Here is a 26,180-nt window from a genome sequence, read left to right as displayed (position 1 = left end):
TTCTAAATTCTTCATTCTCCATTCTTCATTTACTCCGGATGATACACCCTCTTCGCTTGTTCCAAAACTTCTTTCTTGTCTAGGCTCATGCGTTTTACTTTCTGTGCTTGATATAGCGGTCTTTGGTCTGCAAAATGCGGACTATCTGCGTTTGAACTGGCTCCAAAGGTATTGACTGATTCGATGAAAGGTAATCCTCCATCTTTCGGGAATTTGACAAATTGTATATAGGCATCTCCACTATTCATTCGTCTTTTTCCACCCTCCATTTCCACGGACATTACAGCTGCTAAAACATCTGGCATTCCACCCTGTGGCCAATTTTCCTTTCCTCTAACCAGTCGTTGTACATCCCCTAAGTTTACATCAGTACGTTTAAAATGTTGAATTAGTGTCTTTTGAATATACTCAAAAACTTGCACTGCTTCCTTGGAAGTCAATTTTTGATCTTGTCGACCGGCCATAATTTTAGGAACATGGTAATATGCCATCAAATAAATCAAAGCTCCTTGGCTTTCTGGTGCGGCCACATGATCCCAAGCTTGTAATTTTTCTACCAAAGGTTTGATATGAGGGTATTTTGAAGCATCTAATAAAAACAAAGAATCAGCTGCATAACCATAAGGAAATAAAATTTTCTTAGGTAATTGGCGGTCAAATTTGATACGTTTTAATTCTTCATAACTGATTTTTTCTTCTCCTTCCAATAATTCCTTAGCTCGGGCGCTTCGGTTATTATGATAAAGTTCATATCCGTCATTTGAATCAAAATCTTTGGGATTCAAGTTTTCCTGTTCCGCCGTGGCTAAAAATGGGGAGTGGTTGGTATTAAACAAATAGCCACTTTTGGGATTATGGTATTGTGGTAATGCTGAAAAGGGTTTAAAAGAGGTCCATAAACTAGCTCGGGTATTTCCTGGAATGGTGGATGACCAATTGTATTGTTTATCTGGATTTCGGAAAGGTATTTTACCATTGGAAACATAGAATATATGGCTGTCTTTATCTGCATATAATATGTTAAACATGGCCAAATGATTCTCTTCCAAAGCATTCTTGAATTCAGTAAAATTGTTAGCCCGATTCATGTGATACCATTGTTCTAATGCTTTGGCATCCATCAATGAAGGCAAACGCATAGAAAAATAAGCTCCTTGGGGACTTTTAACCGTTGGGCCATAAATAGAGCGATAGGCCATTTTTGAAATACTTATGGGCAATCCTTTAATTTTTAATTTGATTTTTCTTTTTTCTAAAGGCAACCATTCTCCATCCACTTGATACATGTTGGGATGCTTGGCATCTGTCTTCAATTGATAGACATCAATCTTATCTTGGAAATTAACCGTGTGGGCCCAGGCTAAATTAGGGCTGGTTCCGTGAAAAATCAAAGGAGCTCCGGGAAATAAGCCTCCAAGCATATTCCAACCTTCCTCACTTTGAAGATGAGCTTCATAGAAGGCTGTGGCACCTTCTATCGGTTGATGCGCATTGATCACCAACATATTTTCTCCACTTTCTGATTTGGAGGAATGAATGGCAAAAGAATTACTTCCTTCACCCGTAAATCCGGGTAAGTTGGCAATGCTGCCATTCAATAGTTTAGGTAAGGTTCTTTCTACACCACAAAACACGGCTACTGAAAATACCGTGGTTGATAAATATTCTTCTACATTTATTGGAAAAACATGTTTATTTAAAATTTCTTTGGGATGAGCATCGGCATATGCTTGTAAACCCAGCAGGTATCCTTTGATCAATAAAATGAATCGGGGATCCATGGAGCTAATTTGTTCTTCTACCAATTTCTTTGTTTGAAGTAGTCCGAATACATAATCCACGGGCGCTCCTTTTTTTCCAAGGTAGGTCCCTAATTTACCTTTTCCCGTTAAAATTAAAGTTTGTATGGTTTTGAAATCATCTTCTGCATGTGCCCAGGCCAGCCCATAAGCCACCTCGGCATCAGTGGGTGCAAAAATATGAGGGACTCCATAGGAATCCCTCGCTATTTGAATTTTTTCCGTTCTTATGATGGGGAAAGAATAAGTTTGCGCACTTACATTTTCCTGAACAATCCATACATATATAAAACAAACTAAACCTAGAATACGTAATTTCATTTACTATTGGGGTTACTGATTAAGTTGGCAAATAAGCGATAAGCTCCAGGTACACCTGCGGGTAATTCTCGGAAAAATACTAAGCCAGTATAAATGAATCGGCCTTTGCCATAAGGAGCAACAGCAATATTTCCCTTTTCCATTTTTTCACCAGGATCCATGAAACCCAATGGGAACTCAACATGTGGATCCGATGATTCACCAAGGTATATGCTGCGTTCTTGTACCCAATCTTGAAAATCATCTACCGTAATTTTATTGGGTTGATTGAAAACGGAATGACTGGCTATTAAAAATTCAGGTTGAGCATTTTCTCTTGTAATTCTACTACGTCCAACTTGAAATGGATATGGTGCCATTTGAGATTTCATGGGACCTAAAAAACTAGCAGTATTGTATTGAACCACATAATTTCCTCCATTATCGACATACTTCATTAATTCTGGATGAGCATTTCCTAAATAATCCTCTGTATTATACGCTCTAATTCCCGTTACAATGGCATCATATTTCTTTAACAATTCAAATTTCAAATCACTCTCTTTCAGGAAGTCGACCTGGTAACCCATCTGATTTAAAGCCTCTGGAACTTTATCTCCAGCTCCTTTTATATAAGCCACTCGTTTACCTTTGGCCACGATGGGACTGTGAATGATATCCAAACCTACCCCAGTGAAGTATCGCTGGGTAGGAATATGGGGGTATTCAATGGTATGTAGCTCCAATGAATCTATCCAATTCCCTTTTTCAGTGGTATAAGCCAAGGACAATTGATGGTGAATTTTGCCCATCTTTTTTAAGTCACTTTCTTGAAAAGTTATACCAAAAGATCTTTTTTCTCCTTTTTTTAGCCCTTTTTCTAAGGAAATTTGAGCCAGGGTTTCACCTAATTCATTTTTAATTTGAACGCTACCCGGACTAATAGCCGACATGGCAGTAATATTTACCAAAGTACTTTTACTTGTCTTAGATCCACTTGGTAATAACAGTACTTGAGAACTTAAAGAAAACACCGATTTAGGTGTAATGGCAATGGGCTGATAAATTTCTCCTTTCACAGGATCTACAAACATTTGTTGAACCGCTTTTTCAATTTGAAATCTTTCTCCCTCTAACTGAAAACTTACTTGAACACTCACAGCTGGGTCCACATCGGCTTGTCCAATTTTAAGCGCATCTTCCACAACAAAATTCCCTAAATTTCGTGCTTTTTGTAACCAATAAGGTTGGGTATATGCTTGATTTACAGGAATTTTAGAATTCCAGGTGAGCTTTCTCGAAGTATTAATTTTACCAGTAAAAGTGGTATCTTTTTGAAGTATTTTTACCTGTACATTTTCCAAGTTCAAAGGGCTTCTTAAAATGATTTCTGTTTTAAAATTTAACGTATCTCCGGTAGCAATGGTGCTTTGCTGGGTTGTTCCAGAAACATATAGAGCAGCAGCCTTTAAAATCCAATCATTGACTTGTACCCATTTTTTTTGTTGATAGCTGGATTTGGGTAATGCCTCAATGGATTTTTTTAAGGCAATCATCGCCTTGACGCTAGCATAAGGCTTTTCCCATTGGTAATTTTGAATGATTTCTTTTAATTGAGCTTCCACAGATTCGGAACCTGGTATTCTGGACCAAGAAGTGGAAATACCATCCCATAAATATTGCTTAGGGGCCTCTCCTGCTAATGTTTCAAAATACTCCGTGCTTAAACCTCGATCAGCTGCAAATCCAAATCCTTGGCATTTGTGCTGACTTCTGCTTAAGGCCGCCAACTCACCTGTACTTACTCCCAGAGCTGGAAGGTAATTACCAATTTGAATTTTAAATTGATTTTCGTTGATGGTATTATTTGCCGATCCTGGAAAACGAAAAGTATTCCAAAGTAAACGTTTCGCTTGCCAAGTTTGTACTCCTCGACTTAATTGTTCGGGAAAGCGTTTAGGGTCTGCAGCTGCTGCATAGGCCTCTATGGCTAAGGCCGCAGAAGCTGAATGATGGCCATGGCCAGCTCGTGAATCTGGAGGAAACCTAGTGAAAATGATATCGGGTTGTAATTTTCGAATAACCCAGACTAGATTGGATAATATTAAATCATGATTCCAGGTACTAAGTGCTTCATCAGTGGATTTAGAAAATCCAAAATCTAAGGCCTGTGAGAAATATTGATGTGCTCCATCAATTCTACGAGCTGCGAGCAATTCTTGGGTTCTTAATAAACCTAAGGGTACACCTTGTTCATCACCAATCAAATTTTGACCTCCATCACCTCTTGTACAAGAGAAATAATTAGCTTCCCAATGTTGCTCTTGAGCAAACCATGTCAGCATATGGGTACTCTCATCATCCGGGTGTGCGGCTACGTGTAATACGGTTCCTAACACTTGGATAGATTGTAAATCTTCATATAATTGAGCATTGCTACGTTGAGCAAAACTGGGAAAACTACTTATGGCTAATAGGCAAAGAATTAGTTTTTTCATGGAATGATGGTAGGCTATGTATGTTTGGATTAATTATCCCAATTATCGGTACGGAAAAGATTGACTGGTAATCCTTCTCTGCTGAATAAATTAGGGATGGCGTCGTTGCTAAAAGAATAGCGTACAGCAACTGGATTGGGAACTTCTGGAGCAGAAACCAAAAGTGTATTTCCATCGATTTTCCCTTGAGCTGGATAAAATTTCTGGTCCTCTCCTGCAATCATTAAATGGGATGGATCACCATCCTTAGCTACTAATTTGCCATTTAATTCTCTAAAATAGATGCGGATTTTGCCTTTCTCTACCCGATGTCTGTCATATTTAGGATAAAAGATTGGACCGGCCTCTTGACCATAATTTTTCACCAAGGCCAAACTAGCAAAACGATGTGCGACTTCTACCTTTTTAGTTGGATGGATGTTACTTACATCCGGAACTAAATCACTCAGCACCACCATGGCCGTTTTTTCAATGGCCAAATTTTTAGTTTGCGCTTCTCTCAATTTGGCACCAAAGTTATTCTCACCGTACTTGGAGTAAGGGGCAATTTGTGCAAAATAAAAAGGAAAATTATTCTTGAAAGCAGCTCTCCAAGAGCCAATCATGGTTTCCATTAATTCAGCATAGGTTTTGTATTGACCCACATTACTTTCGCCTTGATACCACAATGCACCTGCTATGGTGTATTGGGTGATGGGCGCTATCATGGCATTATAATTTAAGCCAGGATATACAGACCAAAATGCATTGGGCCTCAATTGCTTAGCTGCTTCCCATAAATTACTTTTTTTAGCTAGTACATCCTCCGGTGTCCATACTTCAGCAGGTGTTCCTCCCCAATTGGAATTTATAAGTCCCATGGGTACTCCTAACTTTTGATTTAATTCCTTACCAAAAAAATAGCCTATGGCAGAGAATGATTTCATGGCTTCGGGATTACAAACCACCCAGTGTGCTCTTATATCTTCTTGGGGATAAGATGAGGTCGCCTTAGGAATGTAGAAAAAGCGAATGTCCTTATTGACTGCATTGGGCATTTCATCCAAGGTTTCTTGGAGGTTTTGATCGCCACTCCATTCCATATTACTTTGGCCGGAAAATACCCAAACTTCACCAAATACCACATCTGAAATTTTGATGGTGTTTTTGCTTCCTTGAAACTCTATTTGATGGTTTCCTCCCGCTGCTGGTGTAGGGATTTGAATGCTCCACTTCCCTAAAACGGCTTTGGTTTTAAAGTGGGTGGTATCCCAATCTACATTTATTTTAACGGTCTCTGTAGGACTAGTAGTCCATCCCCAAAGAGTCACTTTACTTTTTTGTTGTAAGACCATGTGGTCTCCAATGATTGCAGGTAATTGAACATCCGCTCGACTGACAAAACTGGCTAGCAATAAAACAGCGGAATATAAAATCTTTTTCATGTAAGATAAATTTATGATTTCAACATATTTCTATTCCATGGCCCACGGTAAGGTCTTGCCAATAATGCAGTGGCTTGTGGATCATTGACAATAATTTTGGCACTTGGGTCATAAATAACTGGTCTGCCACCTAATTCCATAGAAACATTGGCTAATAAACAACTAGCTGTTGAAATATGGCCTTCCCCTATATCCGCTATCGGTTTAGATTTTTTATCAATAGCAGCTATAAAATCCAGCATATGTAAACGAGTGGCTGGGGCAGCATTGAGCTCAATACGTTCTTCAGTTAGATCCTCTGGATATTTTTCTTTTTCATAGACCACATCCATGTGTAAGCTTTTTTGCTTAGAATCTGTTGGAGTAAAGTCATATTTCATGGTGCTAGCTCGCAGAGTTCCTTTTTCGCCATAAATGGTTAATCCCCATGGATATTCTGGATCGTTTGGCGTACCCCAAGTACGGTGCTGCCATACACAGTTTAAACCATCATATTCAAATACCGCCGATTGGGTATCAGATATATTCGATTTGCCCTCTTTTTGAACATAGATACCTCCTTGGGAACTAATCCGTTTTGGCCAGCCTAAATCCAGCATCCAGCGAGCAGTATCAAACATGTGGATACACATATCACCCATGATGCCATTGCCATATTCTTTGAAAGTTCTCCACCAACGGATGTGTGGGCTTCCGTCATATGGTCTCATAGGAGCAGGTCCTGTCCACATATCATAGTCAAAATAATCTGGAACAGCCTGAACTGGGGGATTCCCATTATTTCTCATGTGGTAATAGCAATACATTTCCACATGAGCTACCTTACCTAAAAGGCCTTTATCAATGATTTCTTTTTTGGCGTGGATTAAATGGGGAGTGCTTTTTCTTTGAGTTCCCACCTGAACCACTTTACCATATTTGCGGGCTGCAGCAACCATCGCCTCTCCTTCTAATACATCCACAGATATTGGTTTCTGCACATATACGTGTGCTCCTGCCTTAACAGCGTCAATCATTTGTAAGGGATGCCAATGGTCAGGACTACCGACCAAAACAATATCCAATTCGTTTTCACTTAACAGCTTTCTATAATCACCATATAGACGGGGAACTTTACCTGATTTTTGTCTTTCACTGACTAATTTACCGGCTTGGTTTAATTGATTTTTGTCGACATCGCATAGTGCCACTACTTCTACCGGAACTACTTGAATGAGTCTGAATAAATCACTTTTCCCGTACCAACCTGTGCCAATTAAGGCAACCCTTAATGGTTTGTCTGGATGAATTAAATCAAGGCCATAAGCACCGAATTGAGACAAGGCTAAACTGGCAGTGGCACCTTTTAAAAAATGTCTTCGATTAATGTTAAATGTTTTCATAGCTAGAATAAAAAAGTTGATACCGATGATCCTGGAATTGAAAGATCAATGGTTTTATGTTGATATTGAATAGGTAATCGTTGATTTTCTTTCATCTCATTTTGGACCAATATACAGATTTTTTTATCCGGTCTAAGAAATGCTACCATGGATAATTTAGACGGGGAATTTAAACGGATTCGTTTAGAACCTGCTGGTAAAAACTGTGATGCTTGAGCTAAAATATAATAAGCCACATTTCGCTGAACGCCTTGGTATATGGTTAAAGCTCCCAAACACTCGGTACATCCTCCTGGACTATGGGGTCCTATGTTTTGGTCATTGGCTAAATTCCATTCTAAAGCTGTTTTAGAACCTTGGTTCAGTGATCCAATAACTACGTTTTTCATATGCCACATAAAATCTCCATAAAATTCACCTTTCACTCCGGTCCATTGTTCAGTGAAATAGAGATTTTTATCTGAATGCTTTGTCCTTACCTGTGCTAATGCACTAATATCTCCATTGTATAAATGAAAGGCAGAACCGTCTACGTATTTACGAGCTTGAGGATCATTTAATATATGAATGGGGTATTCTGGTTTATCGCAATTATGATCATAGCAAATGATTTTAGTAGCTAGGCCATTTTTTTGAAATTGTGGACCTAAATAATCTCGGATAAACACTAATTGTTCTTCTGCGCTCATGGATAAGCTAGGATTATTTCCGGGATGCAAAGGCTCATTTTGGGGGCTAATTGCGTAAATAGAAATGCCTAATTTCTTCATTTCCTGGATGTATTTGACGAAATAACGGGCATAAACATCATAGTAGGTTACTAATAATTTACCCCCTTTTGAGTCCTTATTATCTTTCATCCAGGTTGGTGGGCTCCAGGGTGTGGCGAATAGCTTGATCTTGGGATTTATTTGTAAGATTTCTTTTAAAAGTGGTATGAGAGCTTTTTGATCTTCTTGCAGACTAAAATGCTTAAGGGAAATATCTTCTTTTTCATGGCTTAAATCATCGTATGAAAATACTTTTTCATCCATATCAGAGGCGCCGATACTTATCCTTATAACCGACAAATTCAATTGTTGAGGCTTATTTCCAAATAATTCTCGTAAAAGATTTTTTTTGGTTTGGGCATCAAGCGCTTGTATTAAATGTGCACTTCCGCCTGTTAATGTATATCCAAATCCATCTAAAGTTTGATCAAGAGATTGTGGATCTATTACCACAGATTCATTCTGTTTTGAACTACTTGCTGATTTCCATGCTAGCTTAGGCATTTTTTGAAACATCTGTTTATTTCCAGGAAAGGAAATCCAGGATTCAATGGATTGCCCTTGGCATAAAATAGGATGTAACAAAACAAAAAGCATCCAAATGACCTTTGGATTTGCTTTAATGACCTTCATAAACGATGTATTAGAATGTAAACTTAAAGATATTCATATTTTGAAATTGTTCAATTCTATCTTACTATTTTTCAATAAAAAAAGCGAACCCGGAGGGTTCGCTCTGTGACACGGAATACTTGGATTTGGATTAAAAATAGCGGTTAGAAAATTCAGTATGTGTTTTGGAATTAGGCCCCATAAATATCCTTGCATAGATACGCATGATAGAAAGGCCATCTAAAATAAAACTTAAGGAAATTACCCCTGCCAGAGCAAATTGATCTTCGTGGATGTGGGAAAATATAACATCCTCTCCGATAAAGTTAGGTGTAATAGGAAAACCCGTTAATCCAAGGCAAGCCAATAAAAAGACCAAGGCAATTTTTGGATGTTCCTCAGATAATCCATGAAAACGGTTTAAAAGTATTTTCCCCTCCAAACGGAATAGTCGCATGATGCATGCATAACCAATTAATCCAGCTAGTAAAATACCACTTAAATAAATCCATGTTTCTTTACTATCATAACTTTCATTAAACGAAATAGCTAAAGCAATGGTGATGTGGTTGATAATGACCAAAATCCAACTTAAGCGTAGGCTTCTTCTTTGCGTGAATGACTTAAAAACAAAGATTAATCCTAAGCTTCCGAGAATTAGGGGCATATAACGCGTCCAATCTTGGTTAAAATAATTCCCTTGCTTGATGATAAAGATGACCAGTAAAATAGGAACAAAAATACCGATCAATCTTTTCACCGTAAGGAAATTAAGTTTGTTTCCTGCCCATTTCATGGGATTCCATAAGTATTGGTACATCATGGAATCCAAATTCCATTCCTTTAGACAAAGCAGGTATAAGGTATTTTGGATTTTCTCTGGAAAGGAATTTTCCACCGTTTTATCCTTGGGTTCAAAATGGTAGAATTGTTCCCGAATCAAGTAACTAACCACAGAAGGAGAAACCAATAACTGGTAGGTTCTCAAAAATGCATTCCCTGCAAAATGAAATAAGGCTAATTTTTCAAATCCAAGGGAAATTTCAATGAAAATAAGACCAATTTGGGCAATGGATGAGTAGGCAATCTGACTCTTAACGGAAGATTGTACTCGGGCAATGCCCGTGGTTATCACCGCGGTAGTTAATCCCATGCAGGCAATAAGGATGCGAATGGAAATTTGATGTTCCCAAAATGGAAAAGTTCTTAACATTAAAAAGACACCAATGTGTACCGATAAAGACCCATAAAATATGGCACTAGAGGGAGTAGGCCCCTCCATAGCTCTAGGTAACCAAGATGAAAAAGGAAGTTGAGCTGATTTGGCACTTGCAGATACTAAAATCATCAAAGAGATAAAAACTCCGATAAAGCTATGCGTTTGCAAATGTTCATGGACCAATTCCGCATTGTTTAGTTGCGAAAATGTAATGTTTTGATGCCAAAGATGATGGCTCGCCCACATAGCTAATATGATTCCTACATCACCAATGCGGTAAATGGAAAATACCTTGACAGCATTTTTAACGGGTAAATACCGCTCTCGGTAAAAGGAAATTAGGAGAAAAGAAGATATTCCTAGCATTTCCCAACCAATAAACAGGGTTTCCATATTGCCTGCTAAAATGGTGATGCTGTATCCCAAATAAAAGAATAAGGTGGTATTAAAAAAACGTTTATAACCAGGCTCACGATGTAAGTAATAGCGTGAATATAATGTCACCAAAAAGGTAAGTATAGCTCCTACTACTAGATAGACACTCGTGATGTAATCAAATAAAAAATCAAGCTGGAATACATAGTCACTGTTTTTAAACAGTATCCAACTGTTCATTTGCCATTCGGGAGCTCCTGAGAATAACCAATTGACAACGAATAAAATGGCAGCAGCCAATTGTACTCCTAGAGTTCCAAAGGCCGTAAAGGAAATTTTCCTCTCTTCGTTTTTGGCTAAGACTAAGCTTATCAAAAAACCTGCCAGAGGAATCAAAATAAATATGGGAAGGTAATTTTGCATGATATTAGTCTTGTTGGATTAAATACACAGGAAAATTCTCTTGATTACTTTCCAATAAACCTTCTAATTCACGAATGTGATCTAGTTTTTTAGTTATCGGTAGATACGGATAGAATTGCCCTTTTTCAAATACTTGAATTTCCTTTGTTTCCGGATTAACCGAAGCCAAGATCACCCAATCGTTAATAAACCATTCATAGGTTTCTGCCGATTTTTGAATGGTTTGTAATACCACCTCAGGAAAATGCTCAACGATGAGCAATAATCGTATCGGATCATGGACCTCTGTCATTTGAGAAGGTAAACCAGGTCTCAAATCGCCATCGATACCATTGGCGACCCCAAACAATCCCATGACATTATGAGGTAATTTGGTTCCTGCACCCAATTTTTCACTATCCACCCTTGAAAAATAGTATTCTAAATTTATACCGCCACAAACAGGAGCAGCCGCTTTTAAAATATTTAATAAATAGTTCCCTTCTGGGTCAACTTGATAATCGAATGAGTTGAGAAAGGATCTTCGATCTAGAAAAAGACCCTTGGAAAGTTCCCTTCTCCCTACCAAACATAATGCATTGGTGGCATGATTTAATTCGGGGCGTGGCTCAAATAACGAAACTGAGCGTAAGCGAATTTTTTCATGAATCTCCTTGGGACTAAGCTCTGTATTGATGGACTCAAAGCGTCTAGATCGTTCTTTGGCATTTAAATCTAAGGCATTTTCAAATACCTTCACATGAGTGGCATGTAACGATAAGTAGTATTCATCTTTGATTTCATCATCATAAAAGACAATCTCATCTCGAGTGGTGTCGTGTAATGCGCCTACAAAAATGGTATTATCAGGAATTTCAATACCCCTTTCTTTTAAAATAGCACGTACCTCGGGCTTATTGGCCATTTTGCTGACTACACGAGCATTCACAGACCCGGCTCTTCCTGAACAAGCTCCACAGTCATAGGCTGCATAATGAGGATTATTAACCGAACTAGCTCCATGCCCAACAGCATAAACGATGGGTGCAAAATTTTTGACAAGCCCAATACTTTTAAGCATACCCTCTACCCGATTGGCCATTTCCTCAACTTTAAAGCCAATTTGTAAGCCATTTTCTTGCTCAAACAAGGCATCATAATCCACTTGTAATTGGGAAAATTTATCCATGTGCCGCAGCGATGAGGCTGTTGCCGGGCTCATACTAGGTTTGAAAATATTAGCAAATAATTTCAGGGCTGACCAAAATCCTAAGGTTTGAGAAATAATCCAGCCCGTATAAAAATTATGGCTATGCTTGGAAAAATGCAGGTCTTTTTCCCGTTTCTTTTCATCGCCAATCTCTTTAATCAGGTATTTCGGAGTAACGGGCGCTGGGCATAATTTGGAATAAAATTTACCTCCAATGGGTTGGTAAAAGAATTCCACACTAAAGAATCCTGGCGTTCCATAGGTTTCACATTGGGGATCTATGCCTTCCAAATACCTTCGGAATGAACACTCTCGGTCATCGATACAAAATAATCCTTGAAAACTTTTTTCATGGATACTTTTCGATTGGCTTCCCCCCTGTTGAATTCCTGCTAATACCTGATCATAATAGGTCCATTCAAATGCTTCTTGGAAAATGGAGAGAATTTCCATGACCTCCGAATATTCAATTGGGTCTAATAAGGAAGGAAGTGGATGCTCCAAGGTATTACCCAAGCCTATCCATCCTTTGTTTAACAGATGATCAATGGTATCAATTTCCAACAAACACTCGAGCATGATTAAATCGTGTAGACTAATTTGCCTTCGATCTAATAAGGATTGTGGTAAATCTTCCACGGTAGATACCATTCCTGACCAACCCTGGTGGGCAAACTGCTGGTCAAAAAGGTATTGTTCATACAAATGTGGATGAGAACCTACTAAAATACTCAATAAGTCCTCTAAGGTTGTATGCTCATCTAGGAGCATATTTTTAGCTCTTTGACCTTTAAAAAGACTGACCCAGCTCTTTTTTTCTAATTCCTTGATGGCCTCTAAAAAACTTTTGTTTTGAATAGGGAAATGCCAAATAGAAATCCCTTGATCCAAATAACTGGAAATCAAACGAAATAAATTTGGATGAACCATGGAATCCAAATCAATATTATACACGTTCTTCCATTGACCTCTCAATGCACCAATTCTAGGACGGGGTAAACTGTCTAATTCTTGATGCAATAATTTATACTTCCATTGACTCGTCTTTTTGGCGCCTTTTTTATTTTCAATGACACGATTCAATATATCATCATGAATACGTTTTTCATGATACAGTTTTCGAAATTCATCAATGCTAAGATAAACCTGATAGCCGAGTGTAGTTTGAGCCTTTCTCAGCGCCTCATGAAAAGGTAAATGTTGAAAGGCATGTAAAGTATTATGATGCACAAAATCCATCAAAGGAGCCTGTGCAGGTAAAAAATGTTTCAATTCATGAAGAACATGCTCTACATGAAATCCCTTATGTGTTGTAGTCATCTTCCTTAATTTATAAAAGCGATGTGCTTAATAGTCTCATCGGCTTATTTGAAAAATGTTGGCTGATTGAGCGATAAAGCTCAAAATGAAATTATGAAACGATTGGTTTCTTTTTTCTAGCAGCCAATTTGTGTTCAGAAAGTAGCGTATGTTCATCCAAACCAATAATGGTAAATGTCCCTCCCGATGCTTGATATTCAGCTTCAAAGTGATGTAGATTTTCCATCACAGAATGGTCTACCAAATGTGTATTACTAAAATCCATGGTGACATGCATGCCTTGAGGTATGGCATCTAATTTAGCTTTTAAGCCCATATAGTTGGTAAAAACCGCAGCTCTAGTTACCTCTACTAAATATTGATCCTCATTAAATGATACAGCGACATTGGCCTTGAAGAAGCTGGATAATGGGGCTCCGTTCATTATATGTAACAGTATTTTGACCAACATACCTGCGCCAATTCCGACCAATAAGTCTTCATATAAAGTGAAAAATATTGTGACTAAAAAGATGGCCAATTGTCCTTTTCCAATGTTGAAAATATGGATAAACTCTTTGGGATGAGCTAATTTAATGCCCACAGAAACCAACATAGCTGCTAAAGCGGCATTCGGAATAAGTTCAATAATGGGTGCGGCAAATACCACAAAAACCAAAATAAATAATCCGTGGAAGAAATTCGCCCAGCGAGTTTTGGCTCCATTATTCACATTGGCTGAACTACGCGCTACTTCAGAAATCATCGGTAAACCGCCTAAAATTCCTGCTAAGGTATTTCCTATTCCAACAGCAATTAAATCCTTGTTTGGATTGGATTTACGTTTATATGGATCCTGCATGTCAATGGCCTTTACAGTCAATAATGATTCTAATGTTCCTACCAAAGCAAACATGATGACATACTTGATAAATACAATTTTATTGTTGAATCCAGCAAAGTCTACATTGACATGAATATTATCAATCAAGCTTCCAATTTTCACCAAAGCAGATGCCGGCTCTGTATGTTTGAAGTCTAAAAATATTTCAGCTGGAATGGCGATGCACAATACAATTAAGGCAGCAGGAATTTTACGTAAAAAAGTAATAGGTAATTTCTGCCAAGTCATCATAATGATAAAACTTAGTATTCCTACAATAGCTCCATTTCGATCTAAATTCATGATAAATTGAGGAATGGAAGCAGCTAATTCAAATGGACTTTTACCTTTAGCTAAAATGGGATTCACATTCAATAAAACAGGAATCTGCTTGAATATGATGATTAACCCAATGGCAGCTAACATACCATGGACGGCGGAAAGTGGGAAGAAATCTACTAGTTTTCCCAACTTGAAAACTCCGAATAGAATTTGAATAATACCTGCCACGACAATTGCCCCTAAGGCATAATGCCAGCCTTGTTCTCCCCCTCCAAAATCCGCTACGGCTCCAACAATGATGACAATCAGTCCAGCTGCTGGTCCTTTGATGGTAAGTCTTGAACCAGAAAATAAACTGACAATAATACCACCAATGATGGCAGTTAATAATCCCATCAAAGGTGGGAACTCAGATGCTTTTGCAATGCCTAAGCTTAAAGGCAATGCCAATAAAAATACAATAAACCCAGACACAGCATCAGAACTGAAATTTTCTTTCAATCCTGCTAGTCCATCTTTTGGTAAGTTAGATGTTATATTTTTCATTTTTTTTCAGTTGATGCATGTATTTCTCTTGGCTAATAGAATCCAGAATTGAATCTCAATTCTTTAAAGAAAAATAAATGCGCAGTGGGAAATTTTGGATATGATCCAAGAAGGCGAATTGAATAAAGGATAATCGTACAGATTAATCCTACAGCCTAATATTCCTGAAAAGTATGAAAAATGGAGTGGATGAATAGCTATCTTCCATTTGTGATGGAATAGCTACAGATTTTAATGCCCCTGAATACGGGTTATTGAATGAGAAATGTCCTGATATAGGAAGGCCTGAAAAGTCAAAAAGAACATTTTCAGCTTCATCATCTTCCTCGGTAGTATCTCGATCTTCTTCAAATAAAAGGTTAAAAAAACTAAGCTCTTTTTGCTCTGTTTTTTTAACCTTCAAATGATTATCAATAGTACTTTCTTGTGTTATACCAATAACCTGCTTCATCGAGGCCGTAACCAAGAAAAAGAAGATACTGATGAACAATAAGTAGTGACGATTGAATTTCATATAAACCTATAACGGCACAAATGTATATTTAATTTCGTAAAGATGATAAAAATTCTACCACATCTCTAATTTCTCTCTTGCTCATTAAGCTTCCCATAGGTGGCATACTGGATGGAAAATTCTCTCTGGACTTAATCCGAGATATTGCAATTTTCAAAGGTTCTGCCTCAGAAGTTTTTAACTGAATCATGCTCTCTGTTTCAGAAATCACGGTTCCACTTACTTCGGTTCCGTCGGTTAATTTCAAGTTTATTGTACCGTATCCAGGGGCAATTCTTGCACTAGGTTCGATTAATGCTTGTAAAATTTGTTCTCTACTTAATTTAGCTCCAATACCCTTTAAGGATGGTCCTACGATACCCCCTTCTCCTCCAGCATTATGACAACGCACACACTGAACAGTTTGGTTTCGGTAAAAAATGAAATATCCAGCTTGAATGCTGCCGCCAAATAAAGCATCTTTAAATTCATCCGTTAATGTACCTTTCGTTTTTAAAGCATCTAACTTAGCAATAAGCATTTGAGACTTAGTCGCTTCTACCGCTTCCACTAAATCTAAACGGATTTCGCTAGATAATTTATTGCTTACCATCCTTTGGATTAAATCTGCTAACACATCTTCAGTTTTATCCACAGGCATTTTACCAATACTTTGTAATAACTGCTGCTGCTCAATTACACTACCTTTTTCAATGATGGGATTAACCACCGTAGATAATTGATTTTTCGAAAGCTCTACTTTATCCAAAAATCCTAAGGAAGCTCCACGAACACTTCGGTCAGCATCGTTCATTCCTTTTTGTATAATCAAGGATAGATTGGCATCTTTCAAGGCAACTAAAGAACCTAAATGTGCAGCTTTTACTTTCGCATTGGCATGATTTAAGAAAATTTGAGTTTGTTCACTTTTGAAATCTGTAATTTTTAATTCAGATAACAATTTCGCAGTGGCTATTAATACCTCTGGATTTGAACTGCGTAAAAACGCCGCAATTTTTGGTTGGATTCGTCCAACCACATCAGCTGGATTTCTTTGTAAAACACCCCTATGACGACCATCAACGCGGTCCAAAACAGATGGATTCGCCCAAGAACCTAAGGTGGCGATGGCCTCTGCACGAATGACATCCGAAATATCATTGCGTTCGCTGAAATTGATTAATGCATCAATTTCTTTGCTACTTCCAACGCGTAAACAAGCATTGATCGCTCTGCGTAATAATGGTTCACCTTTCCAAGCTTTGTTGTTCAATGCCTCAGCTAAAGCAGGTAATGCAGCAGGAATGGATTCATCATCATTGATGGCTCTAGCTGCTTCTGTGGCAATGTATTCATCTGAATCTTGCAAAAATAAAGCAACCTGTGGACTAGCTAAACGACGAAGGACTAAAACTGCTGCTGTTTTTAAAGCGGTGTTTGAGGATTTAGCTAATGCTACGATTGGCTCTTCTTTTCCTATCCTAGATAATGCCAATACCGCTGCATGTCGGATGTAGTGATCCTCATCATTATTTTTCTCTATCAACTTCAATAAAGCAGGAATAGCATTTTCTGATTTTATTCTACCTAATGCCTGACTAGCAAAGAAACTAACTCGTGGGTTTTTAGAATCTATTAATTGAATTAATCGATTCTCATGGTTTTTATTGAAAATATCTCCTAACACCTTTGCCGCTTGAGCCACAATCTCCTCATCTTGATCATTTAATTGTTCTCCAAGCATACTTCCCACGGAAGCATCATTAGCACCTATTTGGCCCATTCCCCAGATGGCATGAATTCTTGCTAATTGATTTTCTCTTTGTTGAATTGCTTTTTGAAAAATAGCGACTGAAGCATTTCCTCTTCTAGCTAATTCAAATTGAGCTTTCATGCGAATACGCAAATCATGGTAGAATAAAAGGTCGTACAATGCATTCACTGATTGTTTCTCATAATCCAATTGAATCAATCGTTTCGTTTCAGCTCTTTCTTTTTCTAAATCATTGTTGTTGCCATCTACGTCAATCTTCCAAACTCGTCCATATTGTTTAGTATCCCAGCCATTTACCCAGTCAGCCGCGTACAAGGCTCCATCTGGTCCAAAACGCATACCAGTAGGTAAAATTCCACTAACTACATCTTGTTCTGAATTGAAATCAAAAGAGGCCCCCTTCGGTTTTAAGTCAAATGACCAGATGTGAGAGGCATTAGGATTTCCAACAAACTCCACCAAAAAGAACTTATTTGTCCATTTTTTACCTAGAGCAGTTCCTGGGTTAAATAACATTCCCGTAGGTCCGTTGTGGTAATTTCTGATGGGAGGAATGATGTAAGCAGCTTGTCCTTTCCAACGAGGAACATATAATTTCTCATCCATCCAAACCTTATATAGGTTGTTTCCGGGGTCTGTATATTTACCATATTGCCAGTTGGATCTCCAACCTGCGTCAGAACCTTCCACGATATGGACTAAACGTTCACTTTCACCCGGATGATCGCCGTCATTGTCCGAACTGATTAAATTTCCATAATGATCAAAAACAAATTCGTGGGTATTGCGTAATCCCGAAGCAAATACCTCAAAATTACTTCCGTCTGGATTCGAACGAACGATTACCCCGGAGTTCGGGTATTTATATTGCTTACCGTCTACCGCAGTGATGTTGGCTCCAATGTCACCAATTTGCCAATATATTTTTCCATCAGGCCCTTCTATGACCCCCGACATCCCATGTCCACCGAAACCAATATGAACCGCATAACCAGTAGAGATAGAAACGGGATCAGTTAAGAGACCATTTTTCTTATTGTTTTTCAAACGCCATAAATCAGGTCCAACCGCAATGAAGGCATCTTTTTTACGCACCAAAATACCTCCAGCTACGTCCGTATATTCTTCATGAAAACCCTGATGAACACGTGTCGCCTGATCAGCTAGACCATCTCCATTTTTATCCTCAATTTTCCAAACCTCCTCTTTTTCCACCTTCAAGTCGTTCACATCATGAATTCCATCTTGGTTTAAATCCGGTAACCATTCGTTTTTGGATGAATTTTCAGGAGCAAAGGTTTTATGCAAAAAGGCCTTTCTATCAGCCACTGATTGAAATCCAATGGATTCGGTCATCCAATCGCGATGACCGCGGATATCAAATTCTGAATATTTCCCACGATTAGTACGAGTAATGTAAACCGCACCTTTGTCATCCATATCCATAGCTACCGGATCTGGGGCTAATGAATCAGATGCAAAACGGGTAATTTGCAAACCAGGGGCAATTTTTATAGGTAATTTCTCCTTGGCCAACTTAGCTTTTTCAGCCAAATTATCTTGATCTTCCAGGATGACACGGTAAGTGTCTTTTTCTAAAGAATTACTGCAGGAATAGGAAAGAATGGAAACAAGTCCAAGGGCATATAAAAATTTCAATTTCATTATATATGATGGTTTTTGAAAGCAAATATTTCAATCAGAATTACAAACATAAAAAGACAAATTCATATAATTTATACCCAATCGCTTTAAATAATCGAATGTAAAATGATAATGGAAGGCTAGTGTTAATTTTTTTAGGCTACCCATGAAAAAAATGTATTTTTGTTTTACCAACATCAACACTATGAAATCGCGGATTATCTTACCTACTTTATCTTTGATCCTCCTTGGATTTGGCTTTTTAAATGCCCAATCAATCTCCCCTAATCAAGTGAATCAATGGAAGGCCCAGTCGAAACGGGTTACCATTATCCGTGATAAATATGGCGTTCCACATATTTATGGAAAATCCGATGCGGACGCGGTATTTGGTTTATTGTATGCTCAATGTGAAGATGATTTCATGCGGGTTGAAATGAACTACATTGAGAAACTTGGAAGAAAAGCCGAAGTATTTGGAGCTCAAGAATTAGCTAACGATTTATATATTCGATTGATTATCAGTCAGGAAGAAGCTAAGCAAGATTATGCCAAAAGCCCCATGTGGTTGAAAAAATTATTGAATGCCTATGCCGATGGCATCAACTATTATTTATACAAACATCCCAAGGTAAAACCAGCCTTATTAACACATTTTGAACCTTGGTATCCCCTATTATGGACTGATGGAAGTATTGGTGCTATTTCTACTGGTAGTATCAATCAAGCCGAGGTGGCCAAGTTTTATGGTCTATCAGGGAATAAATTGAGTTATATTAAAAAGAATCCTTTGGATCCTGAGGCTGATTTGACTGGATCGAATGGATTTGCCATTGGACCTGCGAAATCAAAATCAGGAAATGCGCTATTTTATATTAATCCCCACGTTACTTTTTATTTTAGACCTGAAGTACATGTAAACAGTGAAGAAGGATTACAAGTCTACGGAGCTGTTACTTGGGGACAATTCTTCGTTTACCAGGGTTTTAATACATACGGAGGTTGGATGCATACTTCCAGCCAGGTAGACGTAGCAGATAATTATGCCGAAACAACCCGTGATGCCAAGGGAGGAAAAGAATACCTCTTAGACGGGAAATGGCTACCTATGAAGGTAAAAAACATCGTGTTAAATGCCCAAGGACAGCCCGCTCGAACAATACAAGTATATTCCAATCACCGAGGGCCTATTATGGCAGAAAGAAATGGACAATGGATTTCTGTTAGGTCCTATAATCGCTCCATGAAAAGTTTAATTCAAAGCTGGGCAAGAACTAAAACTAGAAGTTTTGAAGAATTTCAAAACGTCATGAAAATGCGGGCCAATACCTCCAATAATACCGTATATGCTGGAAAAAATGGACGAATTGCCTACTGGCATGGAAATTTTGTTCCTAAAAGGCAGCCTGATATTGATTGGTCACTGGTTCAAGATGGTACTAAATCGGCATTGGATTGGAAGGGTTTACATCCTTTGGAAGAGATTGTTCAATCCATTGATCCAGTCAGTGCTTGGATTCAAAATTGTAATTCAACGCCCTTTACTGTTTCTGGTGTTTCAAGCCCCCAAAAATCTCAATATCCTGTTTATATGGCCCCTGATGCTGAAAATTTCAGAGACCGTAATGCCGTTCGCTTATTTTCTTCACGTGATAAAATTGATTTAGATGATTTAATTCGTCTAGGCTATGATCGTAAACTTATTGCATTTGAACTCCTTATTCCTGCTTTAGTTAAGGCAGGTGAAAAAAGAAATATGGCGGCTAATTCTCCATTTAAATTGGCTATTGATACCTTAAAACGCTGGGATTATCAGGCCAGATTGAGTTCAGTGGCTCAAACCATAGCCATACAGTGGGGACAAAAAATATTACAAAGAATACCAAGAAAAACTATGTTCGGAGGGGAAATTAATCTCATAAAAAGCGCCGAAGCCTATATATCATCCTCTAAGGAGGAAGAAATGTGCCAAATATTGGATACGGTGCTCGATGATTTAATTAAGAATTGGGGAACATGGAATGTGGCTTGGGGAGATATCAATCGCCTACAACGCATTGGCAACCAAGTGGAATTGGCTTTTGATGATTCTAAACCCAGTTTCTCTGTTCCATTTGCTTCTTCTACTTGGGGAATGTTACCTTCCTATAACAGCAAACCCTTTGCTAATACTAAAAAATGGTATGGCGTCAATGGTAATAGTTTCATTTGCGCGGTGGAGTTTGGTCCAAAAATCAAGGCTAAATCTTTATTAGCGGGAGGGCAAAGCGGTGATATTCAATCCCCTCATTTTTTTGATCAAGCCCAAAACTATGCCGAGGGAAAATTTAAGGATGTTCATTTTTATTTGGCCGATGTATTAAAGCATCAGAAATCAGCTTATCATCCCTAAATTCCATTGTTAAAGCAGGCAAAATTTGTAAATTAGAAGGGTAATTTCTCGAATATGTCCCAATCTATTGTTTCCAGATTTCAATATGAAGCCATCTTTAATGAAGCGGCAATTGGCATTCTGGTAACGGATTCATCGAGTAATGTAGTCATGACCAATAATTTTGCTGATCGATTGTTTGGTTATGCGCCAAATGAATTAAAAGGTAAGAATATCGATATATTGATTCCCAATCATTTGCGATCTAGGCATCATGGGCATCAAGCTAAATATGCTGAAAAACCGCAAGATCGCCCCATGGGTGTTGGCCTAGATTTAAAAGCCAAAAGAAAAGACGAATCACTTTTTCCCGTAGAAATTAGTTTAAGCCATTTTAAGGAAGACGATCAAATGTTTTACATCGCTTTTATCAGTGATGTGACCCTAAAACGGAAAGTGGAAATGGAGTTGATTTTGAAGAATCAAGAGATTAACCAGTTAAATGAAACCTTAGAAGAAGAAGTAAAAGCGAGAACTCAAGCCCTACAAAATACCCTAGAGCAGTTAGAGGCCAATACGATTGAACTTGAAAATTCCTTGCAAAAAGAAAAGGAATTGGGAGATTTAAAAACCCGTTTCGTTTCCATGGCATCGCATGAATTTAGGACTCCCCTAACTTCAATTCTTAGTTCAGCCACATTGCTTGAGAAGTATCAAAAAGCTGAGGAACAAGAAAAAAGGGAGCAGCATATTCGACGCATCAAAGCTTCTGTCAATCATTTAACCATGATTTTAGAAGAATTTTTATCCGTTGGGAAACTGGAATCAGGCCATGTAGAAATTCATGCATCCACCATCGAACTGGAACCATTGTTCTTAGAAATAAAATCAGATTTGATTTCTTACAAAAAGAATAATCAAAAGATTATATTAGATTTTAATGCTTCTGAAACTTGGGTCAGTGATGAATCTGTTTTGCGTAAAATTTTATTAAACGCTCTCTCAAATGCTTTGAAGTTTTCAAATGAAAATGTTGATTTAATTGTCAGAGAAGAGAATGACCTTTTGAAAATAACCATCAGTGACAAAGGAATTGGGATTAGTGATGAGGACAAAAAACATTTATTTCAACGTTTTTTTAGAGGCAGCAATGCCACAGTTATTCCAGGAACTGGTTTAGGATTACATTTGATTGATCGATATTTGGAATTAATTAATGGGCGAATGACTTTAGAATCTGAACTGAATCGAGGAACCCAATTACATATAGAAATACCAAGATTAAACCATGATGAATAAAATATTACTTATCGAGGACAGTGATGATATCCGTGAAAACACGGCAGAATTATTGGAATTATCAGGATATGTGGTGGAAACTGCTGCGGATGGTATAGAAGGAGTTCGAATGGCTCAGCAAAACCTGCCTGATTTAGTAATATGTGATATCATGATGCCGCATTTGGATGGCTTCGGAGTTTTACAAGTTTTTTCCAAACACGAACAATTATCCCAAGTACCCTTTATTTTCCTGACCGCCAAGACGGACCGCTCGGATATGCGAAAAGGCATGGAAATGGGTGCTGATGATTTTTTAACGAAGCCTTTTCAAGAGGTTGAATTGTTGCGTTCCATAGAAACACGTTTAAAAAAGAAATCACTTCAGCGGTCAGAAAGTCAAGTTGATACGGAATTACAATCCGAGGTTACCCTGGCACAAAGGGCCTTAGATTTTCTTGATTTTACTCATTTTGGTGGAGAAAAAAGAACCCACCATGTACAAAAAAAGCAAAGTATTTATTCTGAAGGAGATAGTCCATCTCGCCTATATTTTTTAGAAAAAGGTAAGATTAAAACCTTTCATACCAACCGAGAAGGAAAGTATTTCATTACCTCATTCATAAAAGAAGGTGAGTTTTTTGGTTATGTCGATATCCTAGAAAATCAAACTTATCGGGAAACAGCCGAGGCATTGGAAGAATCGGTTATTCTAAGCATTTCTACTACTGAGTTTAAGGATTTATTAAAGCAAAATATTCATTTAGAAATTTACTTTAGGAAGGCATTAACTACTTATCTCATGAAAAATGAGAAAATTTTAGTGTCCATGGCTTATCAATCATTGCGTTTGAGGGTGTCACTGGCATTGGTTGAGTTGGCAAAAACCTACGGTGATGATTTAACTAGTCCAGTAGTCATCCGACTTTCTAGAGAAGATCTGGCCTCACGTGTGGGTACAGCCACCGAAACGGTTATTCGTACGCTAAGTGATTTTAAAAAAGAAGGTTTATTGGAAATTCGAGGTAGTGAAATGACCTTGTTAGATGTTAATAAACTGGCTAATTTGCGTTATTAGGCCCAAAAGGATGACAAATGATGGGGCTTAATGGAGAGTTTTTCAAATAGTTAGAATGGCTCATCCCTATTCCCCACGCTCCTCGAAACAATAGTAAAAAGGCAACAGCCCAGCTCAGGTATTTGATATAATGCATGAGCTTTACTTGCTTTTTTTCTAACCATTGAAATCCCCAAATAGCCGTTGTTATGGCTGGTATGGTACTTAATCCAAAAATAAACATGGTCCAAGCGCCCAATATCGGACTTGGTTGTATTAATGCCAAGCTTAGACCACCGATCACTAATCCACAGGGTAATAAACCATTTCCCATTCCCAACAAGAAATGACCTGTAATCCCCATTCCTCTCCCCGACTTTTGCAATGGCTTACCTAGCCAACGGTACAAAAAATCAAATGAACTGTCCTTGATTTTTCCTGTGGAAAGAAATACTAAAACCAAACCCGCAAATAAATAATAAAAATGCCACCAGGCCGGAAAAATCCAAATGGAACCCATGCTTGCAACCAATAAACCTAGGATAGTATAAGTAACTATGCGGCCAACTTGATAGATGATTGTACTCAAATTCGCTTGTTGGTTTTTCTGCCTTAAATGCAGCATAATAGGGCCACACATAGCCACGCAATGCCAGCTACCAGCTAATCCAAGTAAACAGCTAAGGTACCAAGTTTGCATTAAGGAACTAAAATACGATGATCATCTAAATAGGTTTTATCAGCCACCATCCACTCTAAACTGATTTTCCATGGCCCCTTTACTAAAAAATCTCCAGAAATAGTCCAGGTGCTATCTTTTGGCGCTTTCAAGGTAAATACTTTGTCTTGAGCGGCAGAGGATGGTCTAAAGAAATTGACTTTGATATCATGTGTCCCAGCAGGTATACTTAATTTTACCTCTTTATTACTTTGGTTGAAGGCTAATTCGATTTTCTTATCCAATAGCTCCGTTTCCTTTCTTTGATCTATTTTCTTTTGAAATTTTTGTCCGTCTTCATAATAGTGATCCCCTACTAATTCGATGGTTTCATGGGTCATATTGACATAAAAATAGGCCATAAACGCTCCAAAAAGTATGAATACGCCAATGATGGCATGTCCCCAATTCAATGATTTTTTTTCTGTATTACTCATCAGGCTGTATAAATCTAGTTTTGATTGTTTCTTTTTTTCCGTCTTTATTCAAGATGTGAATTTCAACTTTGTCTTTACTTTTCCAAGCTCCCAAGGGCGCTTTGATAAAAAACTCAGACTTTACCATTTTTCCTGGTTCGATGCCGTTGGGAGGAGTTCCTACCCATTGTATGCGCATGGGAGCATCAATTTGGAATTGTAAATTTTGTAAATCCAGTGATTTGTTCAAAATCTCAATGGAATACAAATTACTCACTTCCTTGTTTTTTTCATCTAATTGGAAGGTCATTCCTGGGGTTCTCAATAAGGTTGTTTCCCATGGACTTCTTGTCAACAAAAGAAATGCAATAGCGGAGATTAATAAAACTAGGACACCACTGTATGCTCCAATCCTTAAATTGAATTTAAGTTTTTTCTTTTCATTGATGCCATTGACTGAATCATATCGAATTAAGTTTTTAGGCTTATTGATTTTTTCCATAACCTCATCACACGCATCAATACAAGAAGTACAGCCTATACACTCCAGTTGATTGCTCCCATTTCTAATATCGATACCAGTAGGACAAACACGCACACACCAGTGGCAATCAATGCAATCTCCTTGCTGACTCTGATCCACTCCTTTTTGAATTTTCCCTCTTGGTTCCCCGCGTTGATGGTCATAAGATACCAATATGGAATTATTGTCTAATAAAACACCTTGCAATCTGCCGTATGGACAAACTACGATACAGACTAATTCACGGAATCTAGCAAAAACAAAATAAAAAGTACCCGTAAACAAAAGAATGGCAAACAATCCTGCCAAGTGTTCTAATGGAGGTTCTGTGACCAACTTAATCCATTCTTTTTTACCCATGAGGTACATCAAAAAGGTATTTGAAATGGCAAATGACAACAGGATAAATAAGGTATGTTTACTTGCCCGCTTAATGATCTTAGTTGTATCCCAAGGCGCAGCATCTAATCTTTTTTGGGCTTTATCATCTCCATCGATCCAATATTCTATTTTACGAAATAGCATTTCCATAAAAATGGTTTGTGGACATGCCCAGCCACACCATACTCTCCCAAAAAGTACAGTAAATAAACTGATGAAAATAAGTGAAGTCACTAAGCCTAAAGCGACTAAATGGAAATCTTGAGGAAAAAATGGAACCCCAAAAAAGATGAATTTTCGCTCTATGACATTGAATAAAAATACAGGCTCCCCCTTTCTTTCTATCCAAGGAAGGCCAAAAAGTAATAACATCAAGAGGTAGGAAAAATACGTTCTTAGGCGATATAATTTACCTATAATTCTACCTGGGTATATCCAAAGACGTTTACCATCTTTGCTTTGATTATATAGATGATTACGATAATCATCATTTTCTAAACTGATATTTGACATAAAAAAGAAGG

At 37.9% G+C, this 26,180-nt stretch carries 16 protein-coding genes; 3 read left to right on the top strand and 13 right to left on the bottom strand.

The genetic code is table 11. The features are described from left to right. Positions 1 to 29: 29 nt before the first annotated feature. The 10 genes from ACST15_RS02120 to ACST15_RS02075 form a co-directional block, all read right to left on the bottom strand. The gene (locus ACST15_RS02120) at positions 30 to 2,120 is read right to left on the bottom strand and encodes a penicillin acylase family protein (protein WP_459452998.1); all 2,091 of its coding nucleotides are present in this window, start codon (positions 2,118 to 2,120) and stop codon (positions 30 to 32) included. Continuing rightward, positions 2,117 to 4,597, bottom strand: coding sequence for a PIG-L family deacetylase (locus ACST15_RS02115; protein ID WP_459452997.1), 2,481 nt, complete (start codon positions 4,595 to 4,597; stop codon positions 2,117 to 2,119). The genes ACST15_RS02120 and ACST15_RS02115 overlap by 4 nt, the downstream gene beginning before the upstream one ends. 29 nt (positions 4,598 to 4,626) lie before the next feature. Further along, positions 4,627 to 6,021 (bottom strand): sialate O-acetylesterase, encoded by a 1,395-nt coding sequence (locus ACST15_RS02110; RefSeq protein WP_459452996.1) that lies wholly within the window; start codon positions 6,019 to 6,021, stop codon positions 4,627 to 4,629. Positions 6,022 to 6,032: 11 nt separating this feature from the next. Beyond that, entirely contained in the window at positions 6,033 to 7,403 is a 1,371-nt protein-coding gene (locus ACST15_RS02105; protein WP_459452995.1) for a Gfo/Idh/MocA family protein, read from the bottom strand. Between the two features lie 2 nt (positions 7,404 to 7,405). Then, on the bottom strand, positions 7,406 to 8,806 hold the full coding sequence (locus ACST15_RS02100; RefSeq protein WP_459452994.1) for a glycoside hydrolase family 30 protein: 1,401 nt from the start codon (positions 8,804 to 8,806) through the stop codon (positions 7,406 to 7,408). 130 nt (positions 8,807 to 8,936) lie between these two features. After that, the gene (locus ACST15_RS02095; RefSeq protein ID WP_459452993.1) at positions 8,937 to 10,802 is read right to left on the bottom strand and encodes a proton-conducting transporter transmembrane domain-containing protein; all 1,866 of its coding nucleotides are present in this window, start codon (positions 10,800 to 10,802) and stop codon (positions 8,937 to 8,939) included. Between the two features lie 4 nt (positions 10,803 to 10,806). Then, entirely contained in the window at positions 10,807 to 13,311 is a 2,505-nt protein-coding gene (locus tag ACST15_RS02090) for a YbcC family protein (RefSeq protein ID WP_459452992.1), read from the bottom strand. Between the two features lie 91 nt (positions 13,312 to 13,402). Continuing rightward, positions 13,403 to 15,001, bottom strand: a complete 1,599-nt coding sequence (locus tag ACST15_RS02085) for a SulP family inorganic anion transporter (protein WP_459452991.1) — start codon at positions 14,999 to 15,001, stop codon at positions 13,403 to 13,405. 148 nt (positions 15,002 to 15,149) lie between these two features. Then, entirely contained in the window at positions 15,150 to 15,515 is a 366-nt protein-coding gene (locus tag ACST15_RS02080) for a hypothetical protein (RefSeq protein WP_459452990.1), read from the bottom strand. A gap of 28 nt (positions 15,516 to 15,543) precedes the next feature. Further along, positions 15,544 to 18,933 carry a HEAT repeat domain-containing protein gene (locus ACST15_RS02075; protein ID WP_459452989.1) on the bottom strand — a complete coding sequence of 1,130 codons (3,390 nt, stop codon included), beginning with the start codon at positions 18,931 to 18,933 and terminating at the stop codon, positions 15,544 to 15,546. A gap of 184 nt (positions 18,934 to 19,117) precedes the next feature. Here ACST15_RS02075 and ACST15_RS02070 point away from each other — a divergent pair, with 184 nt between their 5' ends. The 3 genes from ACST15_RS02070 to ACST15_RS02060 are packed head-to-tail and all read left to right on the top strand — an operon-like array spanning position 19,118 to position 23,639. Next, entirely contained in the window at positions 19,118 to 21,304 is a 2,187-nt protein-coding gene (locus tag ACST15_RS02070; protein WP_459452988.1) for a penicillin acylase family protein, read from the top strand. Positions 21,305 to 21,358: 54 nt separating this feature from the next. After that, positions 21,359 to 22,582, top strand: coding sequence for a PAS domain-containing sensor histidine kinase (locus tag ACST15_RS02065; RefSeq protein ID WP_459452987.1), 1,224 nt, complete (start codon positions 21,359 to 21,361; stop codon positions 22,580 to 22,582). Beyond that, positions 22,572 to 23,639 (top strand): response regulator, encoded by a 1,068-nt coding sequence (locus tag ACST15_RS02060; RefSeq protein WP_459452986.1) that lies wholly within the window; start codon positions 22,572 to 22,574, stop codon positions 23,637 to 23,639. Before ACST15_RS02065 ends, ACST15_RS02060 begins: the two co-directional genes overlap by 11 nt. On the opposite strand, the gene ACST15_RS02055 is transcribed toward ACST15_RS02060, so the two are convergent. The 3 genes from ACST15_RS02055 to ccoG are packed head-to-tail and all read right to left on the bottom strand — an operon-like array spanning position 23,623 to position 26,169. Continuing rightward, the gene (locus ACST15_RS02055; protein WP_459452985.1) at positions 23,623 to 24,318 is read right to left on the bottom strand and encodes a sulfite exporter TauE/SafE family protein; all 696 of its coding nucleotides are present in this window, start codon (positions 24,316 to 24,318) and stop codon (positions 23,623 to 23,625) included. The two genes, ACST15_RS02060 and ACST15_RS02055, sit on opposite strands and share 17 nt — an antisense overlap. Further along, positions 24,318 to 24,773, bottom strand: coding sequence for a FixH family protein (locus ACST15_RS02050; protein WP_459452984.1), 456 nt, complete (start codon positions 24,771 to 24,773; stop codon positions 24,318 to 24,320). The genes ACST15_RS02055 and ACST15_RS02050 overlap by 1 nt, the downstream gene beginning before the upstream one ends. Next, positions 24,766 to 26,169: a cytochrome c oxidase accessory protein CcoG gene (ccoG, locus tag ACST15_RS02045; RefSeq protein WP_459452983.1), complete on the bottom strand. Its 1,404-nt coding sequence runs from the start codon at positions 26,167 to 26,169 to the stop codon at positions 24,766 to 24,768. Before ccoG ends, ACST15_RS02050 begins: the two co-directional genes overlap by 8 nt. Positions 26,170 to 26,180 lie beyond the last annotated feature (11 nt).

It is taken from the genome of Aquirufa sp. Wall-65K1, assembly GCF_054558475.1.
This window is presented reverse-complemented; position numbering and strand designations above follow the sequence as displayed.